The organism is Marinobacter sp. GH_1, from assembly GCF_048595985.1.
Taxonomy (GTDB): domain Bacteria; phylum Pseudomonadota; class Gammaproteobacteria; order Pseudomonadales; family Oleiphilaceae; genus Marinobacter; species Marinobacter shengliensis.
Genome location: NZ_CP184460.1, coordinates 734,528 through 761,293, shown reverse-complemented (window position 1 = coordinate 761,293; position 26,766 = coordinate 734,528). Strand labels below are relative to the sequence as shown.

The following is a 26,766-nucleotide window of genomic DNA, read 5'->3' as shown; positions in this document are numbered from 1 at the left end:
CTATCAGGGCAGCTCTATCACTCTGCGCGATGGCCTTCCGATTCCCGTATCCCGATCACGGATGCCCGGAGATAGCATGTCAGGAGAAACAATGAAGAAACGTTTACTTCCAGGATTGATCACCCTGCTCGCAGCCCAGCCTGCCTTTTCTCTGGATCTGATGGAAACCTACGAGAAAGCGCTATCTTACGATTCGGGCATTGCCTCGGCGCTGGCACAGTTCCAGGCGCAACAGGCGGCCAGCGATGTCAGCAGGAGCACACTTCTGCCACAAGTCGGCGCGTTTGCTGAGGCCAACCACACAGATTTCGACGCCAAGAATGGCCCGGGAGACAGCTATAAGGCCCTGAACTACGGCGTTCGGCTGAGCCAACCGGTGTTTCGTGCCGACAGCTGGTTCCGCTACGATGCCAGTCAGTTCCAGACCGAAGCCGCCCAGGCTCAGTACAACCTGGCCCAACAGCAGCTGATTCTGGACGTCGCCACCGCTTACTTCAACGTGCTGCGTGCCCAGGATACGGTGACAACCGCACGCGCCACCGAAGCAGCCATCCAGCGGCAGTACGAGCAGGCTCAGGAACGCTTTGATGTCGGCCTGATTGCCATCACCGAGGTCTATGAGGCCCGCGCCAGTTACGATGACAGTAAAAGTCAGCGCATCGCCGCTGAAAACCAGCTCAACGTTGCCCGTGAACAACTGGCGCGTTTGACTGGCGAATACGCAGAGGATCTGGAAAACCTGCGCGAGAACTTCCCGCTTGGCCGACCGGAGCCGATGGATCCTTCAGCCTGGGAAAACACCGCACTTGAGCAGAACTGGGTTATTCAGTCTGCGCTTTATCAGTTGAATGCCAACGAGGCCAACCTGAAGGTCGCGAAATCCGGCCACCTGCCTACGCTTGACCTGTTTGCGTCTTATGGCAAGTCTGAACTGGATGGCGCCAAGAATACCCAACAGGAAGGCACACAAGGCGTTATTGGCCTTGAGCTGAACGTTCCCCTCTACATGGGTGGCGGCACACAAGCCGGCGTGCGCCAGCAGCGCTCACTGGTTACCGCCGCGCAGGAAGACCTGAACACAACGCGCCGGGATGTTCGGGTTAACACCCGCAGCCTGTACCTGACCGTAAATAATAACGTTGAAACCGCCTCAGCCCTGGAACAGACCATCATCTCCCGCCGCAGTGCGCTGGACGCGACCCGTGCCGGTTACGATGTGGGAACCCGGAACATTGTGGAAGTGCTGGATGCCGAGCGGGCGTATTACGTGGCCCTGCGGGATTATGCCAATGCCCGTTACGATTACGTAATTAACACGTTACAGCTGAAACAGGCGGCAGGCACTCTGAGCCCGCAAGACCTGATTGAACTGAACAACTGGCTCAGCGCCAGCGCCAGGGGCATCGAAGCTCTGGCAGAAGAAGATCTGACCCTGGACGACCCCACGCAGTAATGGCACCGTCGTCCGTGTGATTCCGGTGGCGACTGCCCCGGAATCACAGCCTTTCTATTATCCCCTCAACCACTCTGTCTAATGCGCCCCGGTTTTTGTTAACCACCGCCAGTGCTCGCTCCCCATAGGCTTTGCGTTCCGCCGGGTTGGCAAACAATAGATTGATCGCCCGAGCCAGATCGTCTGCCCCCTGAACCAACTGCACACCCTGGTCTGCCAGCAACCGTTCGTAGATGGTCTCGAAATTGAACACATGAGGCCCGGAAAACACCGGGATACCCCAGGCTGCCGGCTCCAGCGGATTGTGACCGCCCCGTTCGATCAGTGAACCTCCCACAAAGGCAAGGTCGCTGGCGCCGTAGAGCATCATCAGCTCGCCCATGGTATCAGCCAGATAAACCTGCGCGCCCCCGGCACTCTGCGCCTGAGATCGCCGTGCAACCTGAAAGCCCAGCTCCTGTGCCATGACCGCCACGGCGTCAAAGCGTTCCGGGTGGCGCGGCACAATAATCAACAGGGCATCAGAGTGTCCCGCAAGCACCAACCGGTGAGCCTGAAGCAGCTGTTCATCCTCGCCACTGTGTGTGCTGCCGGCGATCCAGACCGGACGGGGGCCAAGCGTGGTACGAAAACGTTCAGAGGCAAGCCGGACATCCTCCGGGATGTCTACATCGAACTTCACACTGCCGGTCACCTCGACGTGGCTTGCGGCAACCCCAATTCGACGAAAGCGTTCTGCATCCGGTTCTGCCTGGGCCGCCACCCAGGTGATGCTTTTCATGATCGGCGACGCCAGCCCCCTGACCCGCTCGTAGCCCCTGGCAGAGCGCTCCGACAGCCGGGCGTTGATCAGAAACGCCGGCACGTTTTTGCGGCGGCACTGGCTGATCATATTGGGCCAGATCTCGGTTTCCATGATGACCAGAATGCGGGGATTGACCCGCCGAAGAAATCGACGGATGGCGCCCGGTGTGTCGTACGGCGCGTAGGCATAGGTTACCCTGTTACCAAACATTTTCCGGGCCTGGGCAAGGCCGGTGTCGGTCATGGCGGTCATCAGAATGGTGGCACCGAGATTGCGCGCCAACAGTCGACGCACCATGGGGCCGGCGGCGATGGTCTCGCCCACGGAGACCGCATGCACCCAGATTACGGGCCCGGGTATGGAAGGCACGTGGCCCAGGCGATGCTGCCAGTCTTGCCTGAGCGCCGGCGCCTTGCGGCCTTGCCACCAAAGCCGGATGAGAATAAACGGCAGAGCCAGGCGAATCAGCAGGGAATAGATAAACTGGAACACGCAGGACTCCCGGCAAAACAGTGCGTTATCATAGGGCGAAAAATGTCGAGGGGTTGCATCTTGCCCCCGGGTTAAACGTTTGTCGATGCAGGATTCACGATTTTGAAAAAGAAGTACCGCAAACTTCCAAGGAATACCGACTATTCAGCTTACCGTCATCCTCGCTGGTGGCCAACCTGGCTGGGTATCGGGTTGATGTGGCTGGTAGCACAGCTTCCCCTCCGTGTTCAGTGGTGGCTTGGCAAGGTGATCGGGTTGCTGGTTTGGAAGTTAGCTAAAAGCCGGCGGCACATTACCGAAGTCAACATCCGGCTGTGCTTCCCGGAACTGAACGCGCAACAACAGACCGCCCTGGTGCGCAACTCCTTCATTGCCAACGGCATTGGTCTTATGGAAATTGGCATTGCCTGGTTCCGGGACCCAGCCAAACTAAAAAGCATCACTCGAGTGCATGGCATTGAGCACTATCACAAAGCATTGGAAGCTGGCCACGGAGTGTTATTACTTGGAGGGCATTACAGCACTCTGGATTTGGGCGGAGGGCTGACAACTGAGTTTATTGAGGCTGATGTGATGCAACGGGATCACAACAACCCCCTGATGAATGCGGTAATGACCCGCGCCCGGGGCCGCCGATACGGTTCTGTGTTAGGCGCACGCGACCTTCGCGGCCTGTTCAGGAGCCTCAAGAAAAATCGCGCCGTGTGGTACGCGACAGATCAGGACTACGGCCGCAAGGACATCGTGTTCGCCCCCTTCTTCGGCATTCCCGCCGGCACCATCACAGCCACCTCGCGAATTGCCGAACGCAGCGGCTGTAAAGTCGTGCCCTTCAGCCATTTTCGCCGCGATGACAAGCCCGGCTATGACATCTATTTCCACCCCGCCCTTGAGAACTTCCCAAGCGGTGACGACCTGGACGATGCAACCCGGATCAACGCCGTCATCGAGCAGGAAATCCGCAAAGCGCCAGACCAATACCTGTGGATGCACCGGCGCTTCAAAACCCGCCCTGACCGCGAAGACCCCGGCTTTTACGGGCGCAAGCGCAAGGAATAACCCGTGAGCAATCACTCGCAAGCACCGGTTGTCTGGCTGCTGACAGACAACAAGCCCGGCCACAAAAACCAACTCAAGGGGCTGGGCAATCGCCTGCGGGTGCTGACCGGCGCGGCGCTCTACTGGATCAGTGCCGAAGAATACCCGGTACCTCTGTGGCGGGCCCTGCTGGGTGTGGCCCCAGCTATGGATACAGCACTGCCCAAACCGGACCTGATTGTGGCCGCAGGCACCGGTACTCATCGTTTATTACTGGCACTTCGGCGCCTGGGCAAGGCCAAAGCCCTGGTACTGATGAAACCGGCCTTCCCACTGGGCTGGGTAGATGGCGCGATTATCCCGACCCATGATGAGGTAAAGCCCGCTAACAACATCCTGCACACCGAAGGCGTGATCAACACCATCACACCCCTCGCCCGGCTGACCAGCAAACCGGAAGCCCTGATCCTGGTGGGTGGGCGTTCGGAACATTTCGATTGGGACGACGATGCCATTCTGAACCAGGTCAGTGACCTGATAGCCCGCTACCCTCAGTGGCGCTGGACCATCACCGATTCCCGGCGCACACCAGAAAGCACCACCGATCGGCTGGCCGAATTGCAGAGCCCGAAAATCTCCGTAGTGCATCACACCCGTACCCACGACGACTGGCTCAGCCACCAGCTCGCTGCTTCCCGCGCGGTCTGGGTAACGCCGGACAGCATTTCCATGGTGTGCGAAGCCGCCACTTCCGGCGTGCCCACCGGCCTGCTGAGTTTGAATGCGCGTGCCAACAGCCGAGTGGCGAACGGAGTAAAACGCCTGACAGAGCGGGGGCTGATTGCCCACTGGGCAGACCATGCCAGCGTGATGGCCGAACAGGCAGAAAGGCATGAACGACTCTGGGAAGCCGACCGGGCTGCCCAATGGGTGGCGGGTAACTATTTGGCTGCTTTTCAACAATCAGGAAAGGAGGCCAGGCAATGAAGATTCTCCAGGCTCTTCCTGCGCTCTATAGCGGTGGCGTGGAAAGAGGCACGGTGGAATTCGCCGCCGAGCTGGTCAAGCGTGGCCATGAGTCTTTTGTGGTCTCCAACGGTGGGCCCATGGCAGAGCAAGTGCGCGGCCAGGGCTCAACCCACATCCACATGCCCATCCACCGGAAAACGCCCGCGTCTTTCGGGCAGATTCTGCCCATGCGCAAGCTGTTGCAGGAGCTGCGGCCTGACATTGTTCATGTCCGCTCCCGCATGCCCGCCTGGATTATCCATCTGGCCCTGAAGACCCTGCCTGCCGACCAACAGCCCGCCGTTGTCTCGACCTTTCACGGCATGTATTCCGTTAATCCCTACAGCGCCATCATGACCAGGGCGGACCAGATCATTGCCGTCTCCAATTGCGTGCGGGATTACGTGTTGAAGAATTTCGAGGTAGCGGAAGACAAGCTGACGGTGATCCAGCGCGGCGTCGACATCGACGCCTTCCGCAACCGCGCCATCAACGACCAGTGGCTGGACATCCTCCTGTCCCGCTTCCCCCAACTGGCCGGCAAGAAAATCATTATGATGCCCGGCCGCATTTCCCGCTGGAAAGGCCAACTGGACTACCTTGAAGCCATGGCCCGCATTGTCCGCCAGCGGCTGGACTGTCACGGCATCATCGTGGGCGGGGCCGAACCGGGAAAAGAACGATTCCTGCAGGAGCTTGAAAAAGAGCGCAGCCGGCTAGGCCTGACCGATAAAGTCACATTCCTCGGCCAGCGCAACGACATGACCAACCTGTATCTGTTCGCTGATGTGGTTTGCCACATGTCCACCAAGCCGGAACCCTTCGGACGCACGGTGACCGAAGCCCTGGCGTCCGGCACGCCAGTGGTGGCCTACAACCGGGGCGGTGCGGCGGAAACGCTGCAGGCATGCTTTCGGGACGGACTGGTGACGCCGGATGATACCGGGGCGTTTGCCAGTGCGGTGTTGGGATTGCTGGATAAGCCCCGGCCAGAGATTGAGTTGCCGGAGCGGTTTTTGTTGCGGGCGCAGACGGAGGCGACGCTTCGGGTATACCAGCAGGCCCTGAACGGGAGGCCCGATTGAAGGTCGCCCTGATACTCGCAACGCCTGGTAGTGCCTGGGGTGGCATGGAAAAACATGTGGCGGACCTGGCGGAAGCCCTCACGAGCCTCGGGCATGAGGTGCACATAATCGCCCATCCCGACTACCGCTCGCACTTCCCATTCGCCGAGTTTCATCCGTGCCCGATGAAGCTGAGCCGAAACAACCCCTGGCTTCGTTGGTGCGTTTCCCGGATATTGAAGCGGGTTTCTCCCGATATCGCCCACGCCCACGGCAATAAAGCCGCCGTCATACTCGGCAGGTTGCCTCGTCAGACCTGGCAAACCGTAGGGACGATTCACGGAAGCAAATCAAACCTTCGCCCTTTCCTTGTGCTGGACAAAGTCATTGCCGTCAGCGGGTCGATCTACGAGGGCCTTAGTCACCGGTCCCTTCATCTGATTTACAATGGAATCCGGAAGGACACCCCGGAATCGCCCCCCGGCAACTATCCACTCCCCGAAACAACGAACGTCATTGCTGCCGGGAGGCTGGAGCCAGTAAAGGGGTTCGACATGCTAATCCAGGCATGGAGTATGATCCATGACCGCTTTCCGACGGCACACCTCACCATCTTTGGTGACGGCTCTGAAGCCAGAAACCTGCATCGGCTGATTGGCGATGAAAGACTGAGACACTCGGTGACGATGGCAGGACACCAAACAACGCTGGCATCGGCATTGTCCAATGCAGACTTGATGGTTCTCAGCTCAAGGCGGGAGGGGTTTCCTTACGTTTTGATCGAAGCCTTGATGGCCGGACTGCCGGTGGTCTCAACCCCGGTTTCCGGCAGTGTCGACCTGCTTCCCGAGAACGCGCTCGCCAGGGACATTTCCGCGCAGGCTATCGCCGACGTCATCGCCAGCGCACTGAACAACCTGGATGGTCTTCAAGAATCTGAGCAATCCGCATTTGACTATGCGCAGACACATCTCACGCTCAGGGGCATGGCAGAGGCAACCGTCAGAGTGTATCAAGCCGAATAGCACCTGTGAGAGCGTCTTACTGCTCCTCGCCACCGGAACGACTGATTCTCTCGAGCATCTGCAATTCCCTTGCCTTCGCCAACCGCATGAAATTACGGTTTGCGGCCACTACTGAAACACTGAACCCGAACCAGCCATTCAATACCTGACGGTGGATCAGGTAATACTTCAAAAACTTCAAAGGAAATTCGACCATCAAACGCGGGGTCGAAATTCGCCTGCCCTTCTCATAGAGGAACCGGGCCTGCTCACTGGACAGTTGAATGTACTTTCTCTCCATCTGCTCCAGAGAAATCAATGTCCTGTGCAAGACATCGCCTTTGAACTCCAACACGCTACCTGTATGCACTCTAGGCCGATCATCGTTACTGTGTTTTTCCGCATGGATCGCAGCCCGTTTCCGATTGTAGAGCCGCAGGATCTTCTTGGACTTGTCGTGCCGAAAAGGGTGCCTCGGGTTGGGGGACGACAAAACCCAACGCATACGATAACCAGCGATATCCGGAGAGATCGGCTTGGAAAACAGCTGCTTGATGTTTCGTACCAGGGTATCGGAAAGCACTTCATCAGCATCCAGATCAAGTACCCAGTCGTTCGCACACAGGCTGGCGGCATAGGCCTTCTGGCTCGCAAAGCCTTCCCATTCCCGATAAACCACCCGGGCGCCCGCGGCCTCTGCTAGTTCACAGGTTCGGTCTGTACTACCCGAATCAACAACGATGATTTCATCAGCCCAGTCCTTCACCTTCTCAAGAGATTCCGGCAGCCTCTGCTCTTCATTCAACGTGATGTAGTAAACCGATAACGGCAGTTTCATCATAAACACCCGCAAACTGGACCCTGCTCGGCCCCAAACACTGCCGAGAGAGCGCACCTGTGATAATATTCAGCCATCAGAAAAGGACAATGCTGACCGAAAGCTACGCGTGGAGCAAACACATGATTCACCCCGTCATTATGGCCGGAGGCACCGGCTCTCGCCTTTGGCCGTTATCCAGGCAACTGAACCCCAAGCAGTTCCTGAAACTGACGGACCAACATCTATCCATGCTGCAGCTGACCGTGGCCCGGCTGGATGGGATGGAATCCGCCGATCCACTGCTGATCTGCAACGAAGACCACCGTTTTCTGGCGGCTGAGCAAATGCGCCAGGCGGGCTACAAAGATGCCCGAATCATTCTGGAGCCCTGTGGGCGCAACACGGCACCGGCCATCGCTCTGGCCGCCCTGCAACTGGTCAAGAACATCGATGAAAACCAGAACCCGCTGATGCTGGTTCTGGCTGCGGACCACCTGATCAAAGACATCGCTGCGTTCCAGAGCGGCATCCAGAAGGCCATTCCTCTGGCTCAGGAGGATAAGCTGGTGACCTTCGGCATAGTACCCGGCCATGCGGAAACCGGTTACGGCTACATCCAGCAAGGCCCGAAATTGGCCGCCGACAGTTTCAGTGTCAGCCGGTTTGTAGAGAAGCCTGACCAGACTACCGCGGAAGAATACCTCGCATCCGGTGATTACCTCTGGAACAGTGGCATGTTCCTGTTCGGCGCCCGCACCTACCTTCAGGAACTGCAGAAACACCGCCCGGACATTCTCGCCATCTGCCAGGCAGCGCTGGACGACGCCAGCGAGGATCTGCACTTCACCCGCGTGAATGAAAGCGTATTCGCCGAGTGCCCGGAAGATTCCATCGATTACGCCGTGATGGAAAAGACCGATAACGCCGCCGTGGTAGCGCTCGATGCCGGCTGGAGCGATATCGGCTCCTGGTCCGCCTTGTGGGAAGTTTCCGAGAAAGACAGCTGCGGAAACGCATTCAGCGGTGATGTCATTGCCCATAACACAGAGAGCACTCTGGTCCGGGCAGACAGCCGCCTTGTGGCCACGGTTGGCGTGAAAGATCTGGTGATCATTGAAACCAAAGACGCCTTGCTGGTCGCCCATAAAGATCAGGTCCAGGATGTCAAAAAGGTGGTTGAACGCATCAAGAATGATGGTCGACACGAGCACATGAATCACCGGGAAGTCTACCGGCCCTGGGGTGTATATGATTCCATCGATAATGGCCACCGCTACCAGGTGAAACGCATCACCGTGAAGCCCGGCGCCAAGCTGTCTGTCCAGATGCACCACCACCGGGCAGAACACTGGATTGTCGTCAGCGGCACCGCAAAGGTAACCAATGGCGAGGAGTCGTACCTGGTGACCGAAAACCAGTCCACTTACATACCGGTCGGCCAGATCCATTGCCTTGAAAACCCCGGCGTTATTGATCTGGAACTGATTGAAGTGCAGTCCGGATCCTATCTGGGCGAAGACGATATTGTACGATTCGAGGACCGGTACGGCAGATCATGAGCAAATTCAAGTATTACCTGATTGCCGGCCTGTTGCGGATGGTTAGCTATTTACCCCTGGGAGCCGCACAGTTCATCGGCAAATGGCTGGGGCTCCTGGCCTGGAAACTGGGCGGCAGGCCAAAGAAGATCACCGACATCAATCTGGACATCTGCCTGCCGGAACTCACCGAAGAGCAGCGCAGGGACCTTTCCAGAGACTCGCTGGCCCATACCGGCATGACGGCCCTGGAGATCCCGCTGATGTGGGAGTGGCCCGTCGATAAGTGCCTCGGGTTGATCAAGGAAACGGAAGGCCTGGAGCTGGTTGATGAGGCCCTGGCGACCGGCAAAGGATTGATCTTGCTCGCGCCCCACCTTGGCAACTGGGAGCTGGCCGGCCTGTTTTTCTCCTCCCGCTATAAAATGGCCGCACTATACAGCCCTCCGCACATCAAGGAATTCGAAGATTACATGATTCGGGTGAGGGGGCGCCTGGGCTCCGAACTTGTGCGCGGCGACCGTAAAGGCCTGATGCGCCTGATGGGTATTTTGAAGGAAGGCGGCGTAGCCGGCATTCTTCCCGACCAATCTCCCCGGGGCAAAACCAACGCCTACGCGCCCTTTTTTGGCATGGACGTGATGACCATGACCCTGGTCGGCAAGTTGGTACAGAAAACCGGGGCCAATGTTCTGGTGACCTACGCCGAGCGCCTGCCCAACGGCGAAGGCTTCAAGATTCTGGTCACTCGGGCGGAGCCTGGCATTGGTGCCGATGATACAGTGGCCGGCGCCACCGCCTTGAATCAATCCGTGGAAAAGGTGGTGCGAATGGCCCCTGAACAGTACCAGTGGGAGTACAAACGTATGCGGCACCGGCCGCCGGGGAACCCGAATCCTTATAAGCCCGGGCAGATTTGCGACTAACCGCCCGGCTGCCAGGAACTCCCTTAGGATTGCAAGGTTGCGGAGTAGAGTCCCAGGTAACGCTCCGCTACCGATGCAGGGCTGAACGCTGTTAAGCCAGCCTGGGCAGCGTCTGCGAATGCGGCGGCCTGCTCTGGGTTATCGAGGATAAACTGAATCGCCGAAGCCAAAGCCTCCGGGTCACCCGGAGATACCAGAAGACCATTCGCTTTATCGGAGATCAGATCAGGAATGCCTCCGGCTTTGGCCCCAACCACCGGCACATGATGTTGCATGGCCTCAAGAATCGTTGAGCCAAGCCCCTCGGAGAGTGAGGGGAACACGAAGACATCCAGAGCTGCCAACCAATCCCCGACGTTATCTTTATGCCCCAGAAAACTGACGTTGGGCAAACCCTGTGCCTGGGACTTGAGCCACTGTTCATCTGGCCCTTCTCCCAGGAAAATGAACTGCACGTCTGGCCTGAGGCTGCCCAGCAAACGCGCTGCCTCAATCGTGATGTGATAACCCTTGTGCTTCAGGAGGCGCCCCACTTGGCCAACCAGGCGTTTGGCGGGATACTGCTGCCGGATAGCTTCGACGGCGTCTGGTGCGGCGGGAAAGCCTGAGAAACTCGAGGGAATGATGACAGTGTCCACGCGGCCCAGTCGCTGTTGTACAACTGATTCAATGGCCGAACTCAGGCAGACGACGGTCGCGGCTCCGCCATAGGCCGCAGACGTCAGGCGCCCGGTTCCGATGGGATTATCGACTCGCCGTGTGACGACGTAAGGCGTTCTACGCAGGCGGGACTCGATCCAGGCCCAGTAGACTGATTTACCGTCGTGGCAATGAACGAGGTCCCAATCCCCCTTGCCGTGGCCCAGCAGAAAATGTGCAGTCTCTCGCCTACCGAGCGATTGGATGCTTTCCAGCTCAGCCCATAGACGACTCCCCGGCCGGGCCACCAGCGATTGCTGAATGCCACGCCTCGCCAGCTCCCGAATCAGGTTTACGGTCTGTCGCTCACCACCGGAAAAACCTCCGGCCAGATTTACGTGGCAAATGTGCATACCAACTCGGCCCCGTCGATGTTTTAATGGCGGCAGTGTAAGAGATCGACCATGAAAAGGACATAACACTGTGAAGCTACTTGTAATCAGCTCCTATGTAGATACCTGGAACTCTGTTCGGCCAGAAGCCGAAATGCTGATCGGGCTGGCAAAATTGGGTGTCGAAGTTGAGCTGATGACACAACCGGATGCGGAGTACCGCTCCCGATTTGAAGAAAACGGCATCAAGGTACACGGTTTCCATCCCCGAAAGAAAATAGAGCCTGAAGCCATTCGTCGAATTCGTCACCTCCTGATCGAAGGCAAGTTTGACGCCGTGTACTGCTTTAACAACAAAGCCATCGCTAACACCAACCTTGCGGCAATCGGCCTGCCAGTCAAAGTTATGACCTATCGAGGCCAAACCGGCAATATCAGCCGCTGGGACCCAAGTGGCTACCTGACCCACTTAAGCCCACGGGTGGATCGAATTATCTGCGTTTCCAAAGCAACCCGCGATGACCTACAAAAGCACGTCTGGGGCAACAAAGACAAAGTTTGTACGGTCTATAAAGGCCACGATCTCGACTGGTACCAGGATACTCCGGTAGACCTCAAACAATTCGGCGTACCGGATGGCGCCTTTGTGGTTGGGTCGGTGGCAAATATCCGCCCCAGAAAAGGACTGCCAATTCTGCTGAAAGCCACACACCTTTTACCCGCGGACAGCAACATCCACCTATTGCTCGTGGGCCGGGGAATGGACAATCCAGCGGTTCAGGCTCTAATCCAGGCCAGCCCGATGGCCGACAGAATTCACCTGACTGGATTCAGAAAAGACGCGCCAGCCATCATTGCGTCCTGCCAGGTATCCGTGCTGGCTTCGACCAAACGCGAGGGGCTTCCAAAAACGGTGATTGAAGCTATGGCCTATGGCGTTGCACCAATCGTCAGCGATACCGGAGGAAGTGCGGAGCTCATTGAAGATGGCGTTTCCGGCATACGCGTAACGCCCGGTAGCGCTGAAGAAATTGCTGCAGGCATTCAGCGGCTGCATGAATCCCCAGAACTATGCGCAAATATGGGCCAAAGCGCTCGAGATAGAATCGCCTCGCACTTTCACGTACAGCATTCGTCTGAAGCCCTTTTGAAGGTGCTGAGCGAAACCGTCAACGGCGAGTTTTAATCCAGAGTGCTGCGTATTTGTTGAAGGCATAAATGGCGGTGGTGACGGCCAGCAAAAACCCATGCCGGCCGTCCAGAAAACCCCTTTGAAGCAGATACTTCCGGACAAATGCGCCTAAACTGTGGGTGCAGGCGGAAAACAGTGAGGCTTTCTTGCCACGGCGGGCCCGCCCCTCGGCCCAATCCTCTGCATAACGGACGGATTTCGCCATGTAATCAGGGAAATTGGTCGCGGTATAGTGCAGTAGATCCCCGCCCAATGTCTCCACGCTGGCGCCTGGGCAGTGTACCTTTTCATGCACCAGCGCATCGTCATAACCGAATTCTTCACGGCGGTACAACCGGACTACTTTATCGGGATACCAGCCAGAGTGCCGGATGAAACGGCCAAAAAACCACGACAACCGCTTTACCTGAAACACCTTCTTCGCCGGAGCCTGTTCGATGGCGCGCTGAATGGAGGAGGCCAGCTCCGGGGTGACCACTTCGTCGGTATCGATCCAGAACAACCACTCGCCCTGCGCGTGGCTTTGGGCCCTCTGACGCTGCGGACCAAAGCCTGGCCAGTCGTCCGATTGGAAAATGCGCGCCCCGAATTGCTCGGCGACGGCCAGCGTATCGTCCGTCGAACCAGAGTCCAGCACTACAATCTCATCGGCAAAAGCCAGACTCTCCAGGCATTTGGCAAACTCAGGCCCTGCGTTTTTGGTAATCAGTACCGCGCTGAGTTTCACTGGCACGCCTCCAGAACCCGCTGCACGGAAATACCGGTCAAGCAGTTGTAATGGCCAAAACGGCAGGTGCGCTCAAAGCAGGGACTACACTCCACCGGATGCCGGACAATCGTCGCCTTATCCGTCAGCGGAGGCGTGAAATCCGGGCTGGTGGAACCGTAGATGGCAACCACATCAGCACCAGATGCGGCGGCCACGTGCATCAAGCCGGAATCGTGACTGACCACTTTGCGGCAATGACTGAACAGGTCCACGGTATCTTCCAGGCGGGTTTTGCCACAAAGATTGAACACGCCCTCCTGACCATTGGCAATCTGCTCACCCGGCTCCACATCTTTCGGACCGCCCATAACCCAGACCTGAAAGCCCTGCTGCACCAGTTTTTCAGCGAGCGCCCGGTGGTTTTCAAGAGGCCACTGCTTTGCCGGGCCAAACTCCGCACCGGGGCAGATGGCAATGGCGGGGCGTTCCGGGTCCAGGCCCAGTTTGCCCATCACGTCGTTCAGGTTAGTCTTGTTAATCGTCAGTGACGGTTGTGGCACATCAAACCGATAGGTTTCGTAATCCGCCTTGCTGGCCCCAAGCCCCATGTAGCGCCACACGGTTTTGTCGGTGATGGTAGAGCCGTCTCGAGTTGGGTGTCTGCGCCGGGCATCGGTCAGTAGAATCGAGCGCCCTTCCCCACTGAAACCCACTCGCTCGGGAATGCCTGCAAAGAAAGGGATCAAAGAGGACTTGAACGAACGCGGCAGGACAATGGCTTTATCATACCCTTTCAGCGTTCTGGCCAGTCGCCACTGAGCCTTCAGGGCCAGCTCGCCACTTTTCCAGGGTGCCGCAATGCCTGTGTTGACCTCAGGCATACGGGCGATGATCGGGAGCGACCACCCGGGAGCCAGCACATCGACTTCTGCTTGCAGGTCCTGCTGCTTGAGGGACATGAACAGCGCCTGGGCCATGACCATGTCACCCACCCAGGACGGCCCTACCACCAGGTATTTCATCGGTCCAGCCAGGCCAGATAGCTCTCAACACCGCTGGCCACATCAGCAAACTCAGCGGTGTAGCCAACATCACGCAAAGCGGTAATATCGGCCTGCGTAAAGCTCTGATAGCGCCCTTTCAACTCATCCGGGAAGGGAATGAACTCAACACTGCCCTTGCCGTGGTAGCGGATAACAGCCTCTGCCACATCCAGAAACGACTGGGCGCGCCCTGTACCCAGGTTGAAAATGCCGGATTGTTCGGGGTTGTCGTAGAACCAGAGGTTGACCTTGCAGACATCATCCACGTAAACGAAATCCCGCTGCTGACCACCATCAGAGTATCCATCCCACCCCTCGAACAGCTTGGGGTTCTGGCCGGCCTTGATCTGTTCATGCAGGTGATAGGCCACGGACGCCATCTTGCCCTTGTGCTGCTCCCTCGGGCCATACACGTTGAAGTAGCGGAAACCAACAACCTGGCAACGGGCGGAGGGCAGAATCTTGCGCACGTACTGGTCAAACTGCCACTTGGAATAACCGTAAACGTTAAGCGGTCGCTCGCACTCGCGCTCTTCGCGAAATTCATCACTGGCTCCGTAGACGGCGGCACTGGACGCATAGAGGAACGGCACCTTGCGATCAAGGCACCAGTGCAACAACACCTTGGAGTAGGTGTAGTTGTTCTCCATCATGAACTTGCCATCCCACTCGGTGGTGTCTGAACAGGCCCCCTCGTGGAAGATGGCCCTTATACCCACCGGCAGGTCATTCGCTTTGACCCGCTCCAGGAACTCGCCTTTGTCCATGTAATCCGTGACATCCAGCTCCGCCAGGTTCCGGAAACGGGTACCGTCGGTCAGATCGTCCACCACCAGAATATCGGTTTCGCCACGCGAGTTAAGGGCGTGAATAATGTTGGCTCCAATGAAACCGGCACCGCCAGTGACGACAATCATGGTAAGGCTCCTGAAATTTCTGTGCGGACAGGCCAGAAGATGGCCGCTGTGTTCAGCCGTAATACTAACCTCTTTTGTACCTGCCTAAAACAACCAGAGCCCGAGTCTCCATCGGCCAGAACCATGATGAACACTGGATTAACGGGCGGTTAGTCTGTGAAAAAGCATATGGGACGCCTGTTGCGGCCATGGTACACTTCGCGTTTGGAACTGGTGCTGCCGCACCGGGTCGACTTTGGGATTGTTCATACCGGAGGCTCACATGTCCCAGCAAAGCAGTTACCTCGCCACCCTGGAACGGCACCGCAAAACCTTTGCAGTGATGGAAGAACACCAGGAAGCCGTCGAGCAACTGTTGGAGCTGACGCGCCAAAGCCTGAAACGGGGCGGCAAGATCATTTTCTTGGGCAACGGCGGCAGTGCTGCAGATTCGCAGCATTTGGCGGCCGAGTTCATGGTCCGCTATAAAAAAGAGCGCGGCCCCCTGGCCTCCATCGCCCTGACCACAGACACGTCCATTCTGACAGCACACCCGAACGACTACGAATTCGAGACCGTATTTGAGCGACAAGTTCTGGGCCTGGGAAAGCCCGAAGATCTGGTGATCGGCCTGACCACCTCCGGCCAGAGTGAGAACATCAACCGGGCCCTGAAAGCTGCCAACGACATGGGCGCCGCAACCGTTGCTCTGACCGGCCGGGATGGCGGCAAGGTAAAAGACATCGCCAGGCTGTCCATCATCATCAACAGTGACGAAACCGCCCGCATCCAGGAGGCCCATATGTTCATCGGCCACTGGCTGTGTGAAGCGATGGATGAGGTGGTGCTGTCCGGAGGCCTTGACTGATGCTTGATCTGGCCCGGCTGGACCAGCTTCAGAACGCCTCTGTGCTGGTGATTGGCGATGTCATGCTCGACCGCTATTTCATTGGTGACACCAACCGCATTTCACCGGAAGCACCGGTGCCGGTGGTACGCGTCGCACACACAGAAGACCGGGCCGGCGGTGCCGCCAACGTTGCCAGAAACATTGCCCACCTTGATGGCCAGGCCGCCATTCTAGGCATCATCGGCAACGACACAGACGGTCGTTTGCTGAAAGATCTTCTGGTCAAGGAAAAGGTCCATTCCGAGCTCCTGGAACTGGACGACGCACGCACGATATCCAAAACTCGCATTATCTCCCGCCATCAACAGATGGTTCGGCTAGACATGGAAGACACCTTCCCCGTCGCCCAGGCCGAAAGCGTCAAGCAGCGTTACGGCGAACTGGTTGAGCAATACAATACCGTCATCATCAGCGACTACGCCAAAGGCACCCTCGCCTGTGTTGGCGGCTTGATCCAGGCTGCGCGAAAGGCCGGCAAACAAGTGCTGGTGGACCCGAAAAGCAAAGACTTCTCCCTGTATCGTGGCGCAACCGTCATTACCCCAAATCTGAGTGAGTTCAAGGCCGCCGGCGGAGATGCCTCCTCAGATGACGCCATGCTGCGCTCGGCCCGCGCCATGCTGGCCGACGCGGGCATCGATACCATGCTGCTGACCCGTAGCGAGCAAGGCATGAGTCTGATCACCCCGACGGAGCACCACCATTTCCCGGCGGAAGTCCTGGAAGTAAGCGATGTCACCGGCGCCGGTGACACTGTGATTGCTACACTGGGTACCTTGCTGAGCGCCGGGTTTGATCTGAAAGACGCCGCCTGGCTGTCCAACCTTGCGGCTGGCATTGTGGTCGCCAAACTGGGCGCCGCAACCGTTTCCCCGGAGGAACTGGCTGCCCGCGCCAGCCACCAGTGGTCGGCCAAGACCAGCGGCTACCACCCCAGTGTCGAGCAGAGCCTGCTGCACATTGATTACGCCCGACAACAGGGCGAACGGATTGTCTTTACCAACGGTTGCTTCGACATCCTGCACGCCGGCCATGTGCGCTACCTGGCCCAGGCCCGAGCGCTCGGTGACAGACTGGTTGTCGGGCTGAATTCCGATGCCTCCGTGCGTCGCCTGAAGGGCGAGGAGCGCCCGGTGAACTCACTGGAAGACCGGATGGAAGTGCTATCCGCCCTGGCCTGCGTGGACTGGGTCATCCCCTTCGGTGACAACACTGAGGAGAACGACACCCCGGAGCAACTCATCAAACGGGTGAATCCGCAGGTGCTCGCCAAAGGCGGCGACTACTCAATCGACACCATCGTCGGCGCGGACTTTGTTCAGGAAAACGGCGGTGAGGTTGCCATTCTGCCCACGGTTGAAGGCCGTTCCACCACCGGGCTGATCAAGAAAGTTCGAGGCTGATTTGTCTGCGCCACGCTCCATCTGCCTGCTGCGCCTGTCGGCCATTGGCGACACCTGCAACGCCGCTGCGGTAGTGAATGCCATCCGGCAATATTACCCGGAAGCTGAGATCACCTGGGTGATCGGCAAGGCCGAAGCCGCACTGATGGCGGGCATGGACGGCGTCAACTTTGTTGTGTTTGACAAGAAACAGGGCTTGGCCGCATACCGCAACCTTCGGCGCCAGCTCCAGGGCAAACGATTCGATGCCCTGCTACTGATGCAAGTCGCCCTGAGAGCGAACCTGGCTAGCTTGTGTATTTCTGCCAAGCGACGAATCGGCTACGACAAAGCCAAGAGCAAAGAGCTGCACAGCCTGTTTATCAATGAGCGGATCGAGCCAACGGACAAGGTCCACGTGCTGGACAATTTCCGGCAGTTCCAGAAAACGCTGGGTATCCCCCTCGAAGCACCCGACTGGAACATTCCGGTTAATGCGGAAGAGCGGGACTGGGCCAAAGCCCAGCTCGACCCGGGCACCCGCAAACACCTTATTATCACCCCCGCCGCCTCTAACGCCGAGCGCAACTGGCTGCCCGAGCGATACGCGGCCGTGGCTGACCATGCCGCCAGCAGGGGTTTTTCCGTCTATCTGTGTGGCGGGCCGGCCAATCATGAAAAGCAATTAGCTGCCAACATTCAGGCCCACGCCAAACACTCCCTGCATAACCTGGTTGGCCAGTCGAGCCTGAAGCAATTGTTCGCCCTGATTGGCGAGGCCAGCCTTGTGCTCGCACCAGACACCGGCCCGGCCCACATGGCCGTTGCCGCCGGCACGCCGATTATCGGCCTGTATGCTCACAGCAACCCGAAACGTACCGGCCCCTACCTGTGGCAAAACTACGTGGTAGACGCCTATACCCCCGCACTGAAACAGATGCGAGGGGCAACGCCGGAACAAAGCCGCTGGGGCCAGAGGCTCAAGGGCGAAGAACTGATGGAGAACATCACGACGGAACACGTTATCGACATGTTGGACCGCTGTATTCAGGAACAGAACCTATGACCAACAAAGCCGTATTTCTGGACCGGGATGGCGTGATCAACGTGGATCACGGCTATGTTTATCGCAAAGAAGATTTCGAGTTTGTCGATGGTATATTCGAGGCCTGCCGGCACTTCCAGGAACAGGGTTATCTGCTGATTGTCGTCACCAACCAGTCCGGCATTGCCCGAGGCATGTACTCAGAAGCTCAATTCCAGGAGCTAACAGACTGGATGGTAGAACGCTTCAAGGAACAGGATGTGACCATCACCAAGGTTTATCATTGCCCCCACCATCCGGACTTTGGGCCTGCTGATGAGCGGGATTGCGATTGCAGGAAGCCTAAGCCGGGGATGATCTTGAGGGGGATTGAGGAGTTTGAGCTGGAACCAAAACTTTGCCTGATGGTTGGTGACAAAGTCTCTGACATGACCGCTGCAGAATCCGCAGACTTAGGCACTGGCATTCTCCTCAACGACGAAGTGGAAAAGTTGAGCGAGGGCAACCGTTTCTGCCGCATAAACAACCTCAAGCAACTACTCACACCTCCTGAAGGCGTCTGTAATTGCCCCGAAGAATCGTGAACCAGTTTCGAGGCTATTGTAATGAAAAAATTGATTGTCGATCTCGACGGGACCATCACGAAGGGTGATACATCCGATTACCGCAACGTTTCACCAAACCTGGACGTAATCGACCGGCTTCGTTTTTATAAAGAACTCGGTTACGAGGTAATTATTCAGACAGCTCGAAATATGAGAACGTTCGAAGGTAACGTCGGGAAGATAAACATACACACGCTACCGATCGTGACGGAATGGCTGGATCGCCACGATGTGCCTTATGACGAAATTCACGTAGGCAAACCTTGGTGCGGCTTTGAGGGCTTCTACATTGACGACCGCGCTATACGTCCGTCCGAATTTACCCAGCTGACTCCGGAAGAAATCGAGGCGCTAATCGAACAGGAAAAGCACTGATGTTCCTGATAATGTCTGCGGCCTATATAACCCAAGAGCTTCGATCAGAATTCGGAGCACTGCCTCCCAGCTTCCTGCCTCTGGGCAACCGTCGGCTTTTCCAACATCAGGTGCGCCTCGCACCAGACAACACGTCGGTGTTTCTTACCGTTCCTGAATCGTTCAAGATTTCATACTTTGATCAGGCATGGCTTGACCAAAATGAGATCACTGTTATCCCGCTCCCCGACGGACTCAGCCTTGGGGCTTCTTTGGTTGCAGCGCTGAACCTGATCGAACAAGGGCTTGAGACACCTCTGCATGTGCTCTTCGGTGACACGCTGGTTGATCCACTGCCTCACGGGGATGATCTGGTTGCAGTGGCCAATGTTGAAGACAACTACGACTGGGCAATCGTAACGGAAAATGATGACAACTGGCTCACCAGCAGCCAAAACACCCTTGCACAGCAAGAACACGAGGTTGTCACCGGATATTTCAGGTTTAGCAGCCCGCGACAATTGATCAGATGTATTACGCAGTCCAACTGGCATTTTCTTGAGGGGTTGGGCCGATATCGAAAAGCTGTTGGCCTCAGCACCAGCAAAGTACCTAACTGGCTGGATTTCGGGCACGCAAATACTTATTACCGATCTAAATCGGCACACACGACCCAGAGGGTCTTTAACCACCTCAAGATAACACCTGACTGGATCGAAAAATCTGGCAATCATGGTGACAAGATTGAAGCAGAGGCAAACTGGTTTGAGAGCCTCCCCCCAATGGTTCGCCGCTTCACGCCCCAGTATCTTGGCCGACCGGAAAACAGAGAAAGCGGGGCCTACCGGCTCGAATACCTACACCACACCGCACTCAACGAGCTCTTCGTCTTTGCGGATGTCCCTGCACTTTTGTGGAAAAAAATCTTCAAAGAATGCCTGAACTTCCTCGCTAACTGCGCATCACATCCAAAACCCCAAAAGAATGCCCCCTCATCCGATTTGAGGCATCTATTTACAGTCAAAACGGAAAACAGGCTGAAAACCTTTTGTGAGGAGCGCGGCTTGTCTGCCGACAGTCTGTTTACATTCCGCCCCCAGAGCTCGAGCGGGCAAGGGCTGCGACTATCAGTCAATGATCTCGTTCGAGGAAGCGCGGCAATTCTTCCAAAGGACGACGCTCGCGCTACTCTAATCCACGGCGACTTTTGCTTCAGCAACATCCTTTACGAGTTCAGAACCAATAGAATCAAAGTTATTGACCCAAGAGGAATGACGCATGACGGGACTATCAGTGCTTATGGAGACATTCGCTATGACTTGGCCAAACTCAGTCACTCCGTTCTGGGAATGTATGATTGGATAATCGCGGGCTATCACAACACTAGTCTGAGCGGTGATAACATATCGATCGCGTTGCCAGAATCAGCGAAGCACCACGACGTTCAACAGCTTTTTCTGGAAATGCTAGGATCACAGTTTTCAATTACCCCCCCCGAACTCTACGCCATGCAGGTACAACTCTTTTTGTCCATGCTGCCGCTGCATGCAGATGATCCTAATCGACAGAATGCCCTGTTTGCCAATGCCTTCAGGCTTTACGACTTGATGGAGCGCCACTCTCAATGATTGTAATTCCAATGGCTGGCCTCAGCTCGCGATTTTTCAGGGCAGGTTATGACAAGCCTAAATACATGCTGGAAGCCCACGGTAGGACCCTTTTCGACCATTCCGTTCTGAGTTTCAAAAACTATTTTGGCTCTGAGACATTTCTGTTCGTAATCCGCGACGTTCACGACACTCTGAATTTCGTCACCGATAGGGTTAAAGCCTTGGGTATCAAGAGCTACCAAATCGTAACTCTTGATGAGGAAACTCGAGGACAGGCTGAAACGGTTTATCTCGCGCTGAAACAGTCCATGAATACCGATCAGTCCCTGACGATCTTCAATATTGATACATTTCGACCCAACTTTACTTTTCCAGCTGAAAGTAAAAAAGGAAGCGGGTATTTAGAAGTCTTCCAAGGACCAGGAGACCATTGGTCCTTTGTTGAACCCGATCCATCAGAGAATGGACGGGTGTGCAGAACAACAGAAAAGGTCCGCATTTCTGACCTTTGCAGCACCGGACTGTATCACTATTCAAACTGTCAGGATTTTATCGACGCTTTCGAATCATACAGCCAACTGCCCAAAAGTCAGTGGGCCAAGGGAGAGCTTTATATTGCGCCGCTGTACAATCTGACCATCAATCAGGGAAAGAATGTTTATTACCATTTGATCAACAGAGACGATGTTATCTTCTGCGGCACGCCGTCAGAGTATCAGGAATTTACGGCCTCCAGACCAAATACAAAACCATGATTAACCACAAAGATATTACCGTTGTCGTGCAAGGACCTGTCCAAACTTTCCAGGACAGAGCCCAGGAGCCAGGGATTACAAAAAAATGTCTCGAATCGGTTCGCTCGCAGCTCCCGGGAAGCCGCATTATCCTCTCCACGTGGCCATCCCAAGACTTGAGTGGATTGGACTATGACGAGCTGGTGATTTCAGAAGACCCAGGGCCCAACGTAAGATTTCTAAAATCGGACGGAAATCCTCAGTATTTCAATAACAATCGCCAAATTGTGTCGACTCGTGAAGGATTAAAAAAGGTAAGCACCCGCTATGCGATAAAGCTTCGGAGCGACAATTTCCTCACCGGCAACTCCTTCATAGAACTTCAGCAAAAGTATCCCAATCGGAGTAAATCTCATTGCTTCCTGAACGAACGGGTTGTTGTCGCTAACGTATTCACACGGCAATATGCGAAGGGCTTCCGCGTACCATTTCATCTATCCGATTTTTTCTACTTTGGACTGACGGAAGACCTGTTAGCGCTTTGGGATTTGGAACTATTTCCTGATGCCATGGACTCCGAAACTGACAGAGAGAACGTATTATTCGACGGATTCGCAACTGATTGTACTCAAGCCTTCTGGATTCGGGCCCTCCAGAAGTTTGACTCCTCGATCTACATCAATGGTCTCCTGGACAACAGCCCAGAAAACCTTGAAATATCCGAACAGTGTTTCGCCAACAACCTGGTAATAGCCTCCCCTGCCGACCTCGGCTTGGGGCTTTGCCAGAAGTTTCTCGGAACCGCCCGAATCTCACGTACCAAAGGGCAATGCGCCCAGTGGCAACACTGGGAGTGGCAAGAGATTTATCGCCGTTACTGCGACCCGGATTTCCCTAAAGCACCGGCTTCAGTGAAGGCAAACCTGTTTCTGAAACGCTTGGTCCATGTGCATCCTGTCAAGCTGGAGACCATCGTCAAGCTCTACAAAAACAGACGCAGCAGTGAGTCAGGCGGCATCAAATGACCCCAGCACAACATGGCCTGGCATCCGCCCTCAAATATTTACTGCTTATCGTCATTGGCACCTTCCCTGCACTCAGCGTCATCGTTGATGGGTACGGCAGTGCCCTTTGGTATCTTTTGGGGCTCGCCGGAATCGTCTCATTTGCGATCAGCGCCAACGTTCGCAGGAGACTTTGCTTTGAACCAAAGGCCCTGCTATTCGTTGCCGCACCTTTTCTCTTCTTTATGTGGTCAATCATTATTTACTGGCTCGTTGATCCCAGCGATTTCGCAAAATCCCGTGTGGAGCGACACGCCCTGCTCTTGATCAGCATTCCTGTCATCGCACTCCTGTTTCACGCGCGGTTCCGGGCAAAGGATCTGTTACTGAGTTTTTCGCTGAGCGGTCTGGTGTTTCTGGCGTATTGGATTGTGCACGACGGCGAGGGCAGGTTAGACGGACTGGTTCATGCCATCCATTTTGGCAATATCGCCCTTATTACCTTGATACTCTGCGTTGGAGGATTACTCACCCAGAGCAAGCGTCACTGGTATGTGATAGCCGCGATGGGAAGTGTTGGCGCACTGATAGCCTTTATGGAGTCCGGATCCCGGGGCGGCTTGGTTGCTTTGTTTCTGGCACTTCTCGCCATTGGATTCTGGTTCAGTGTTACCCGAAACCAAATCCGTTACTTTGTCATTACACTCGCTCTCGTCGCTTCGGTTGCCATCGTCTCAGTCAAATTTGTTGACCCAATATCCGAACGATACGAGTTAACCCTGAATGAGATTGATAAGTTCTCAGAAGGTCAGATGTATACCTCCATGGGAATGCGCCTACTCATGTGGGATGCCGCGCTGAACGTTGTCACCGAGGCCCCTTTTATTGGCTCAGGTTTCTCGGGATACCGAACGGAAATCCTGACCCGGATTTCCGAAGGGCAACTAAAACCACTCATGTCAGATTTCTCTTCCGAGCCACACAATCAATACCTGTATCAGCTTGCCTCTCACGGCCTGATAGGTCTGTTTCTTCTACTTTTGATGCTGACCCTTCCCTTGTTCTACTTGGCCACACCTCGCCCTGGCAGCCATCTGAACCACCATATTCTGCGTGTTACGCTGGCTGTGATTTTTCTATCGTTCATCTTCTTTGGACTTACCATCACTCTGTTTGATCAGAGGAGAATTCTTCAGAACTTTGGATTGTATTATTCTGTCGCAGCCTGGTTCATCTGTAACACTAACAGGAAGAGTCTACATTGAGAGCCGTCATCGCTATCAGGCAAATCCAAAGACACACGGGTGCGGTTCGGAACGTTATCGAGCACTGCAAGTACCTCAAGGCCCTGGGCTATGAAACTACGATCATAGCTGAACGGTATAACCGAGAAATCCTGGATGAGTGTGGAGCGGATTTTGTTCGCATCATGCGATGGCCAATCAAAGGGGCCTATCGCCGAACCTGGTTTGATAAGCGTGTACAACACTGGCTGAGAGCAAACCCCTACGACCTCTTTTTCAGTCATGGTGACAGCCACAGCAATGACATCCTGGTGATGCACAACTGTGTCAGATTGCATGAAGAAACATGCGGCACACCTGAACTTGATGTTGCAGCATTCCATGACTCCGTCATCTCGGCAGGAGATTATCGGGCGCTCATCACCAACTCCAAGCTTATGGCCGATGATTTCCAGCAGCGATATTCAGTGCCCAACGACAAACTACGAGTTTTCTATCAGGGCGTTGACACCAGTCTGTTCAACGTGTCTGACAAAGAAGCACTCCGGTGTAAAGCTCGCCGAGAACTGCAGCTCCCTGAAACATCCAAGGTTGTTGGACTGATCACCTCCGGAGACTTTACCAAACGAAACGTTCGTTTCTTTCTGGAGGTCGCCGGATTTCTTGCAGCAAACACATCCTTTCCGATTGAATTCCTTGTCGTGGGGAAATCCAACAGTACTCGTTTTGCCGACCAGATATCAGTAAACGGCCTGCAGTCCCGGATTCGATTTATCGACCCGGTACCAAACGTCCACGAACTGTTTCATGCCTTGGATTTGCACATATTCCCCGCCTTACTGGAAGAATATGGCCGTGTAGTTCTGGAGGGGCTGGCCTGTGGAGTGCCTACAATCGCAAGTGACAACGTCGGCGTCGCTGAGTTGATGCAGGATCACTCAGTGCCAGAGGTAATCAGTGGCTACAACCTGCAGGAGTGGGGTAAAGCCGCGCAGAACATGCTGACAGACCCTGACGCAGGAAAGCGAGCTAGTCAGGCGGCGGCAAGTCTTGCCCAACAGTATTCAATGGTAAACCAAAAACAGGCTATGGCGGATCTATTGAGCTCTCTCATCAAACGTTAGTGGATGCGTTGTACCCCTCAAGGAAAAACTGCCATTCACGCTCCAGCTCTTCGCCATAAGCCTTATTCAGGGAACGCTTCAACCGATCTAACGTATTACCTTTCCAGGAAGTCCGATAAGGGGTTCGGGAGCGCAGCTCACCTTTATCAAAGTCTATCAGGTGGGTTGAAGTCTCTCCGACCAGGATGTTGAAACAGTTCAAATCCGCGTGATACACACCCGCATCATGGAATTGACGAATCACTTGCCCGATTTCGCGCCAACGGGTTGCGTCCAGGGACAGAGCAACATCCCCTAATGGGCGAACACCTTGCAAGCGTTCGATGATAATGGCCGAGGAGTAAAGTACCCCCTTGCGCTGGTACACAACAGCCACGGGCTTAGGAACAGGAAGCCCCAAAACACGGAGCTGGACTAACAGTCGGAATTCAACGAACGCGCGCACGCGCACCTCGCCTGCGTATAGGTACCGATCACGTATCAGCTTTCCGACCAATCCTCCCCGACGGTAATGGCGAAGCACCCAATGTTCCGGGCTGCGCTCAATAAACCAGGCGCTCCCACGCCCCCCCGAAGAAACCGGTACCGCGCGCTCACCCCAATAATCAGGGTCAAACCAATCAGGGTCGAACTGCTCTGCCCACTCAGGCACCACCAGTGCGTTGATGCCATCGCGACTTATGTGTACTTCCGTATCTGAGCCCACCACCGAACCTCTCACAAGGCCATTCACCAACAACTCTAATAAAAAAGCCGCCCCACGGGAAACTTGGGGCGGCTTCTACACTGATCGAACACGATTTCCGGGTTAGCGAACTGCCGTCAGCCACTCCTGATGCGCAGCAAGCTTCCCCTTAACCGCATCAAAATACATGCTCTGCAGCTTCTCGGTAATCGGCCCACGCTTGCCTTCACCAATCTGACGACCATCCAGCTCGCGGATTGGCAGTACTTCGGCAGCTGTGCCGGTGAAGAAGGCTTCTTCGGCGACGTAGACTTCGTCACGGGTGATGCGACGCTCTTTCACCTGCAGGCCCAGGTCTTTGGCGAAGTCGATAATGGTGGCGCGAGTGATGCCTTCCAGACAGGAGGTAAGCTCCGGAGTGTGCAGCACCCCGTCACGCACAATGAAGATGTTCTCACCAGAACCTTCAGCCACGTAGCCTTCGTTATCCAGCAACAGGGCTTCTTCGGCACCGCCGGAGATGGCTTCGTTCAGGGCCAGCATGGAGTTGATGTAGTTGCCGTTGGCCTTTGCCTTACACATGGTGATGTTCACGTGGTGGCGGGTGTAGGACGAGGTGCGAACCTTGATGCCCAGCTCTTTGGCTTCCGGAGACATGTAGGACGGCCAGCTCCAGGCGGCCACCATCACGTGCACTTTCAGGTTGTCGGCACGCAGGCCCATGCCTTCTGAGCCCAGGAACGCCATGGGGCGCAGGTAGGCTTCGTCCAGGTTGTTCTCACGAACCGCAGCACGCTGGGCTTCGTTAATCTCATCCTTGCTGAACGGCATTTTCATGTTCAGGATGTGAGCGGAGCGGAACAGGCGGTCGGTATGCTCTTTCAGGCGGAAAATCGCCGGGCCGTTCGCGGTGTTGTACGCACGCACGCCTTCAAAACAGCCGAGGCCGTAATGCAGGGTGTGGGTGAGGACGTGGGTCTTGGCATCACGCCAGGGAACCATTTCTCCGTCCAGCCAGATAACGCCATCGCGGTCAGCCATCGACATTCT

26 protein-coding genes are annotated in these 26,766 nt (G+C 55.8%); 18 read left to right on the top strand and 8 right to left on the bottom strand.

Annotation, left to right across the window (positions count from 1 at the left end):
* Nucleotides 1–91: 91 nt before the first annotated feature.
* Entirely contained in the window at nucleotides 92–1,453 is a 1,362-nt protein-coding gene (locus tag ACNSOI_RS03555) for a TolC family outer membrane protein (RefSeq protein ID WP_106693273.1), read from the top strand.
* 43 nt (nucleotides 1,454–1,496) lie between these two features.
* Here ACNSOI_RS03555 and waaA read toward each other — a convergent pair whose 3' ends face one another.
* Nucleotides 1,497–2,750: a lipid IV(A) 3-deoxy-D-manno-octulosonic acid transferase gene (waaA, locus tag ACNSOI_RS03550; RefSeq protein ID WP_420195146.1), complete on the bottom strand. Its 1,254-nt coding sequence runs from the start codon at nucleotides 2,748–2,750 to the stop codon at nucleotides 1,497–1,499.
* Nucleotides 2,751–2,852: 102 nt separating this feature from the next.
* Here waaA and lpxL point away from each other — a divergent pair, with 102 nt between their 5' ends.
* From lpxL to ACNSOI_RS03530, 4 genes are read left to right on the top strand one after another with little or no spacing between them, the layout of a single operon-like run.
* The gene (gene lpxL, locus ACNSOI_RS03545) at nucleotides 2,853–3,809 is read left to right on the top strand and encodes an LpxL/LpxP family Kdo(2)-lipid IV(A) lauroyl/palmitoleoyl acyltransferase (protein WP_420195145.1); all 957 of its coding nucleotides are present in this window, start codon (nucleotides 2,853–2,855) and stop codon (nucleotides 3,807–3,809) included.
* A gap of 3 nt (nucleotides 3,810–3,812) precedes the next feature.
* The gene (locus ACNSOI_RS03540; protein WP_420195144.1) at nucleotides 3,813–4,775 is read left to right on the top strand and encodes a mitochondrial fission ELM1 family protein; all 963 of its coding nucleotides are present in this window, start codon (nucleotides 3,813–3,815) and stop codon (nucleotides 4,773–4,775) included.
* On the top strand, nucleotides 4,772–5,881 hold the full coding sequence (locus tag ACNSOI_RS03535) for a glycosyltransferase family 4 protein (protein WP_420195143.1): 1,110 nt from the start codon (nucleotides 4,772–4,774) through the stop codon (nucleotides 5,879–5,881). The genes ACNSOI_RS03540 and ACNSOI_RS03535 overlap by 4 nt, the downstream gene beginning before the upstream one ends.
* Nucleotides 5,878–6,885, top strand: coding sequence for a glycosyltransferase (locus tag ACNSOI_RS03530; protein ID WP_420195142.1), 1,008 nt, complete (start codon nucleotides 5,878–5,880; stop codon nucleotides 6,883–6,885). The genes ACNSOI_RS03535 and ACNSOI_RS03530 overlap by 4 nt, the downstream gene beginning before the upstream one ends.
* A 16-nt stretch (nucleotides 6,886–6,901) precedes the next feature.
* Here the strand turns inward: ACNSOI_RS03530 and ACNSOI_RS03525 are convergent, their stop codons facing one another.
* Nucleotides 6,902–7,702 (bottom strand): glycosyltransferase family 2 protein, encoded by an 801-nt coding sequence (locus ACNSOI_RS03525; RefSeq protein WP_420195141.1) that lies wholly within the window; start codon nucleotides 7,700–7,702, stop codon nucleotides 6,902–6,904.
* A gap of 122 nt (nucleotides 7,703–7,824) precedes the next feature.
* Here ACNSOI_RS03525 and ACNSOI_RS03520 point away from each other — a divergent pair, with 122 nt between their 5' ends.
* The gene (locus ACNSOI_RS03520; RefSeq protein ID WP_138438165.1) at nucleotides 7,825–9,243 is read left to right on the top strand and encodes a mannose-1-phosphate guanylyltransferase/mannose-6-phosphate isomerase; all 1,419 of its coding nucleotides are present in this window, start codon (nucleotides 7,825–7,827) and stop codon (nucleotides 9,241–9,243) included.
* The gene (locus ACNSOI_RS03515) at nucleotides 9,240–10,148 is read left to right on the top strand and encodes a lysophospholipid acyltransferase family protein (RefSeq protein WP_420195140.1); all 909 of its coding nucleotides are present in this window, start codon (nucleotides 9,240–9,242) and stop codon (nucleotides 10,146–10,148) included. The genes ACNSOI_RS03520 and ACNSOI_RS03515 overlap by 4 nt, the downstream gene beginning before the upstream one ends.
* Before the next feature lie 23 nt (nucleotides 10,149–10,171).
* On the opposite strand, the gene ACNSOI_RS03510 is transcribed toward ACNSOI_RS03515, so the two are convergent.
* Entirely contained in the window at nucleotides 10,172–11,200 is a 1,029-nt protein-coding gene (locus tag ACNSOI_RS03510; protein WP_420195139.1) for a glycosyltransferase family 4 protein, read from the bottom strand.
* 133 nt (nucleotides 11,201–11,333) lie between these two features.
* Between ACNSOI_RS03510 and ACNSOI_RS03505 the strand changes: the two genes are divergently transcribed.
* Complete coding sequence (locus tag ACNSOI_RS03505) at nucleotides 11,334–12,365, top strand: glycosyltransferase family 4 protein (RefSeq protein WP_420195138.1); 1,032 nt, start codon at nucleotides 11,334–11,336, stop codon at nucleotides 12,363–12,365.
* Here the strand turns inward: ACNSOI_RS03505 and ACNSOI_RS03500 are convergent.
* From ACNSOI_RS03500 to rfaD, 3 genes are read right to left on the bottom strand one after another with little or no spacing between them, the layout of a single operon-like run.
* Nucleotides 12,349–13,098, bottom strand: a complete 750-nt coding sequence (locus ACNSOI_RS03500) for a glycosyltransferase family 2 protein (protein WP_138438169.1) — start codon at nucleotides 13,096–13,098, stop codon at nucleotides 12,349–12,351. The two genes, ACNSOI_RS03505 and ACNSOI_RS03500, sit on opposite strands and share 17 nt — an antisense overlap.
* Nucleotides 13,095–14,102 (bottom strand): lipopolysaccharide heptosyltransferase II, encoded by a 1,008-nt coding sequence (gene waaF / locus ACNSOI_RS03495; protein ID WP_420195137.1) that lies wholly within the window; start codon nucleotides 14,100–14,102, stop codon nucleotides 13,095–13,097. The genes ACNSOI_RS03500 and waaF overlap by 4 nt, the downstream gene beginning before the upstream one ends.
* Entirely contained in the window at nucleotides 14,099–15,040 is a 942-nt protein-coding gene (rfaD, locus tag ACNSOI_RS03490; protein ID WP_420195136.1) for an ADP-glyceromanno-heptose 6-epimerase, read from the bottom strand. The genes waaF and rfaD overlap by 4 nt, the downstream gene beginning before the upstream one ends.
* Before the next feature lie 262 nt (nucleotides 15,041–15,302).
* Here rfaD and ACNSOI_RS03485 point away from each other — a divergent pair, with 262 nt between their 5' ends.
* The 10 genes from ACNSOI_RS03485 to ACNSOI_RS03440 are packed head-to-tail and all read left to right on the top strand — an operon-like array spanning nucleotide 15,303 to nucleotide 25,031.
* A complete protein-coding gene (locus ACNSOI_RS03485) occupies nucleotides 15,303–15,887 on the top strand; it encodes a D-sedoheptulose-7-phosphate isomerase (protein ID WP_286253784.1) in 585 nt (194 codons plus the stop codon).
* Complete coding sequence (gene hldE / locus ACNSOI_RS03480) at nucleotides 15,884–17,332, top strand: bifunctional D-glycero-beta-D-manno-heptose-7-phosphate kinase/D-glycero-beta-D-manno-heptose 1-phosphate adenylyltransferase HldE (RefSeq protein ID WP_420195701.1); 1,449 nt, start codon at nucleotides 15,884–15,886, stop codon at nucleotides 17,330–17,332. Before ACNSOI_RS03485 ends, hldE begins: the two co-directional genes overlap by 4 nt.
* A 1-nt stretch (nucleotide 17,333) precedes the next feature.
* Nucleotides 17,334–18,377 carry a glycosyltransferase family 9 protein gene (locus tag ACNSOI_RS03475; protein WP_420195135.1) on the top strand — a complete coding sequence of 348 codons (1,044 nt, stop codon included), beginning with the start codon at nucleotides 17,334–17,336 and terminating at the stop codon, nucleotides 18,375–18,377.
* Nucleotides 18,374–18,940 (top strand): D-glycero-beta-D-manno-heptose 1,7-bisphosphate 7-phosphatase, encoded by a 567-nt coding sequence (gmhB, locus tag ACNSOI_RS03470; protein ID WP_420195134.1) that lies wholly within the window; start codon nucleotides 18,374–18,376, stop codon nucleotides 18,938–18,940. Before ACNSOI_RS03475 ends, gmhB begins: the two co-directional genes overlap by 4 nt.
* Nucleotides 18,941–18,961: 21 nt before the next feature.
* Nucleotides 18,962–19,336, top strand: a complete 375-nt coding sequence (locus tag ACNSOI_RS03465; RefSeq protein ID WP_106693293.1) for a capsular biosynthesis protein — start codon at nucleotides 18,962–18,964, stop codon at nucleotides 19,334–19,336.
* Entirely contained in the window at nucleotides 19,336–20,943 is a 1,608-nt protein-coding gene (locus ACNSOI_RS03460; protein WP_374815290.1) for a capsular biosynthesis protein, read from the top strand. The genes ACNSOI_RS03465 and ACNSOI_RS03460 overlap by 1 nt, the downstream gene beginning before the upstream one ends.
* Entirely contained in the window at nucleotides 20,940–21,680 is a 741-nt protein-coding gene (locus ACNSOI_RS03455; RefSeq protein ID WP_106693296.1) for a glycosyltransferase family 2 protein, read from the top strand. The genes ACNSOI_RS03460 and ACNSOI_RS03455 overlap by 4 nt, the downstream gene beginning before the upstream one ends.
* Nucleotides 21,677–22,684 carry a WavE lipopolysaccharide synthesis family protein gene (locus tag ACNSOI_RS03450; protein WP_420195133.1) on the top strand — a complete coding sequence of 336 codons (1,008 nt, stop codon included), beginning with the start codon at nucleotides 21,677–21,679 and terminating at the stop codon, nucleotides 22,682–22,684. The genes ACNSOI_RS03455 and ACNSOI_RS03450 overlap by 4 nt, the downstream gene beginning before the upstream one ends.
* Nucleotides 22,681–23,928, top strand: coding sequence for an O-antigen ligase family protein (locus ACNSOI_RS03445; protein WP_106693299.1), 1,248 nt, complete (start codon nucleotides 22,681–22,683; stop codon nucleotides 23,926–23,928). Before ACNSOI_RS03450 ends, ACNSOI_RS03445 begins: the two co-directional genes overlap by 4 nt.
* A complete protein-coding gene (locus tag ACNSOI_RS03440) occupies nucleotides 23,925–25,031 on the top strand; it encodes a glycosyltransferase family 4 protein (RefSeq protein WP_286253769.1) in 1,107 nt (368 codons plus the stop codon). The genes ACNSOI_RS03445 and ACNSOI_RS03440 overlap by 4 nt, the downstream gene beginning before the upstream one ends.
* On the opposite strand, the gene ACNSOI_RS03435 is transcribed toward ACNSOI_RS03440, so the two are convergent.
* Together ACNSOI_RS03435 and ACNSOI_RS03430 are read right to left on the bottom strand one after the other, a co-directional pair.
* A complete protein-coding gene (locus ACNSOI_RS03435) occupies nucleotides 25,021–25,764 on the bottom strand; it encodes a 3-deoxy-D-manno-octulosonic acid kinase (RefSeq protein ID WP_244177389.1) in 744 nt (247 codons plus the stop codon). The two genes, ACNSOI_RS03440 and ACNSOI_RS03435, sit on opposite strands and share 11 nt — an antisense overlap.
* Nucleotides 25,765–25,839: 75 nt before the next feature.
* On the bottom strand, nucleotides 25,840–26,763 hold the full coding sequence (locus ACNSOI_RS03430; protein ID WP_072678366.1) for a branched-chain amino acid transaminase: 924 nt from the start codon (nucleotides 26,761–26,763) through the stop codon (nucleotides 25,840–25,842).
* Nucleotides 26,764–26,766 lie beyond the last annotated feature (3 nt).

What these genes read in the sequence shown, in the direction of transcription:
- ACNSOI_RS03445 (WP_106693299.1), top strand. Translation starts at nt 22,681, where the DNA reads ATGACCCCAGCACAACATGGCCTGGCATCCGCCCTCAAATATTTACTG.
- ACNSOI_RS03515 (WP_420195140.1), top strand. Translation starts at nt 9,240, where the DNA reads ATGAGCAAATTCAAGTATTACCTGATTGCCGGCCTGTTGCGGATGGTT.
- waaF (WP_420195137.1), bottom strand. Translation starts at nt 14,102, where the DNA reads ATGAAATACCTGGTGGTAGGGCCGTCCTGGGTGGGTGACATGGTCATG.
- ACNSOI_RS03450 (WP_420195133.1), top strand. Translation starts at nt 21,677, where the DNA reads ATGATTAACCACAAAGATATTACCGTTGTCGTGCAAGGACCTGTCCAA.
- ACNSOI_RS03460 (WP_374815290.1), top strand. Translation starts at nt 19,336, where the DNA reads ATGTTCCTGATAATGTCTGCGGCCTATATAACCCAAGAGCTTCGATCA.
- ACNSOI_RS03505 (WP_420195138.1), top strand. Translation starts at nt 11,334, where the DNA reads ATGCTGATCGGGCTGGCAAAATTGGGTGTCGAAGTTGAGCTGATGACA.
- ACNSOI_RS03520 (WP_138438165.1), top strand. Translation starts at nt 7,825, where the DNA reads ATGATTCACCCCGTCATTATGGCCGGAGGCACCGGCTCTCGCCTTTGG.
- ACNSOI_RS03465 (WP_106693293.1), top strand. Translation starts at nt 18,962, where the DNA reads ATGAAAAAATTGATTGTCGATCTCGACGGGACCATCACGAAGGGTGAT.
- ACNSOI_RS03535 (WP_420195143.1), top strand. Translation starts at nt 4,772, where the DNA reads ATGAAGATTCTCCAGGCTCTTCCTGCGCTCTATAGCGGTGGCGTGGAA.
- ACNSOI_RS03555 (WP_106693273.1), top strand. Translation starts at nt 92, where the DNA reads ATGAAGAAACGTTTACTTCCAGGATTGATCACCCTGCTCGCAGCCCAG.
- ACNSOI_RS03455 (WP_106693296.1), top strand. Translation starts at nt 20,940, where the DNA reads ATGATTGTAATTCCAATGGCTGGCCTCAGCTCGCGATTTTTCAGGGCA.
- ACNSOI_RS03485 (WP_286253784.1), top strand. Translation starts at nt 15,303, where the DNA reads ATGTCCCAGCAAAGCAGTTACCTCGCCACCCTGGAACGGCACCGCAAA.
- ACNSOI_RS03510 (WP_420195139.1), bottom strand. Translation starts at nt 11,200, where the DNA reads ATGCACATTTGCCACGTAAATCTGGCCGGAGGTTTTTCCGGTGGTGAG.
- ACNSOI_RS03525 (WP_420195141.1), bottom strand. Translation starts at nt 7,702, where the DNA reads ATGAAACTGCCGTTATCGGTTTACTACATCACGTTGAATGAAGAGCAG.
- ACNSOI_RS03430 (WP_072678366.1), bottom strand. Translation starts at nt 26,763, where the DNA reads ATGTCGATGGCTGACCGCGATGGCGTTATCTGGCTGGACGGAGAAATG.
- rfaD (WP_420195136.1), bottom strand. Translation starts at nt 15,040, where the DNA reads ATGATTGTCGTCACTGGCGGTGCCGGTTTCATTGGAGCCAACATTATT.
- gmhB (WP_420195134.1), top strand. Translation starts at nt 18,374, where the DNA reads ATGACCAACAAAGCCGTATTTCTGGACCGGGATGGCGTGATCAACGTG.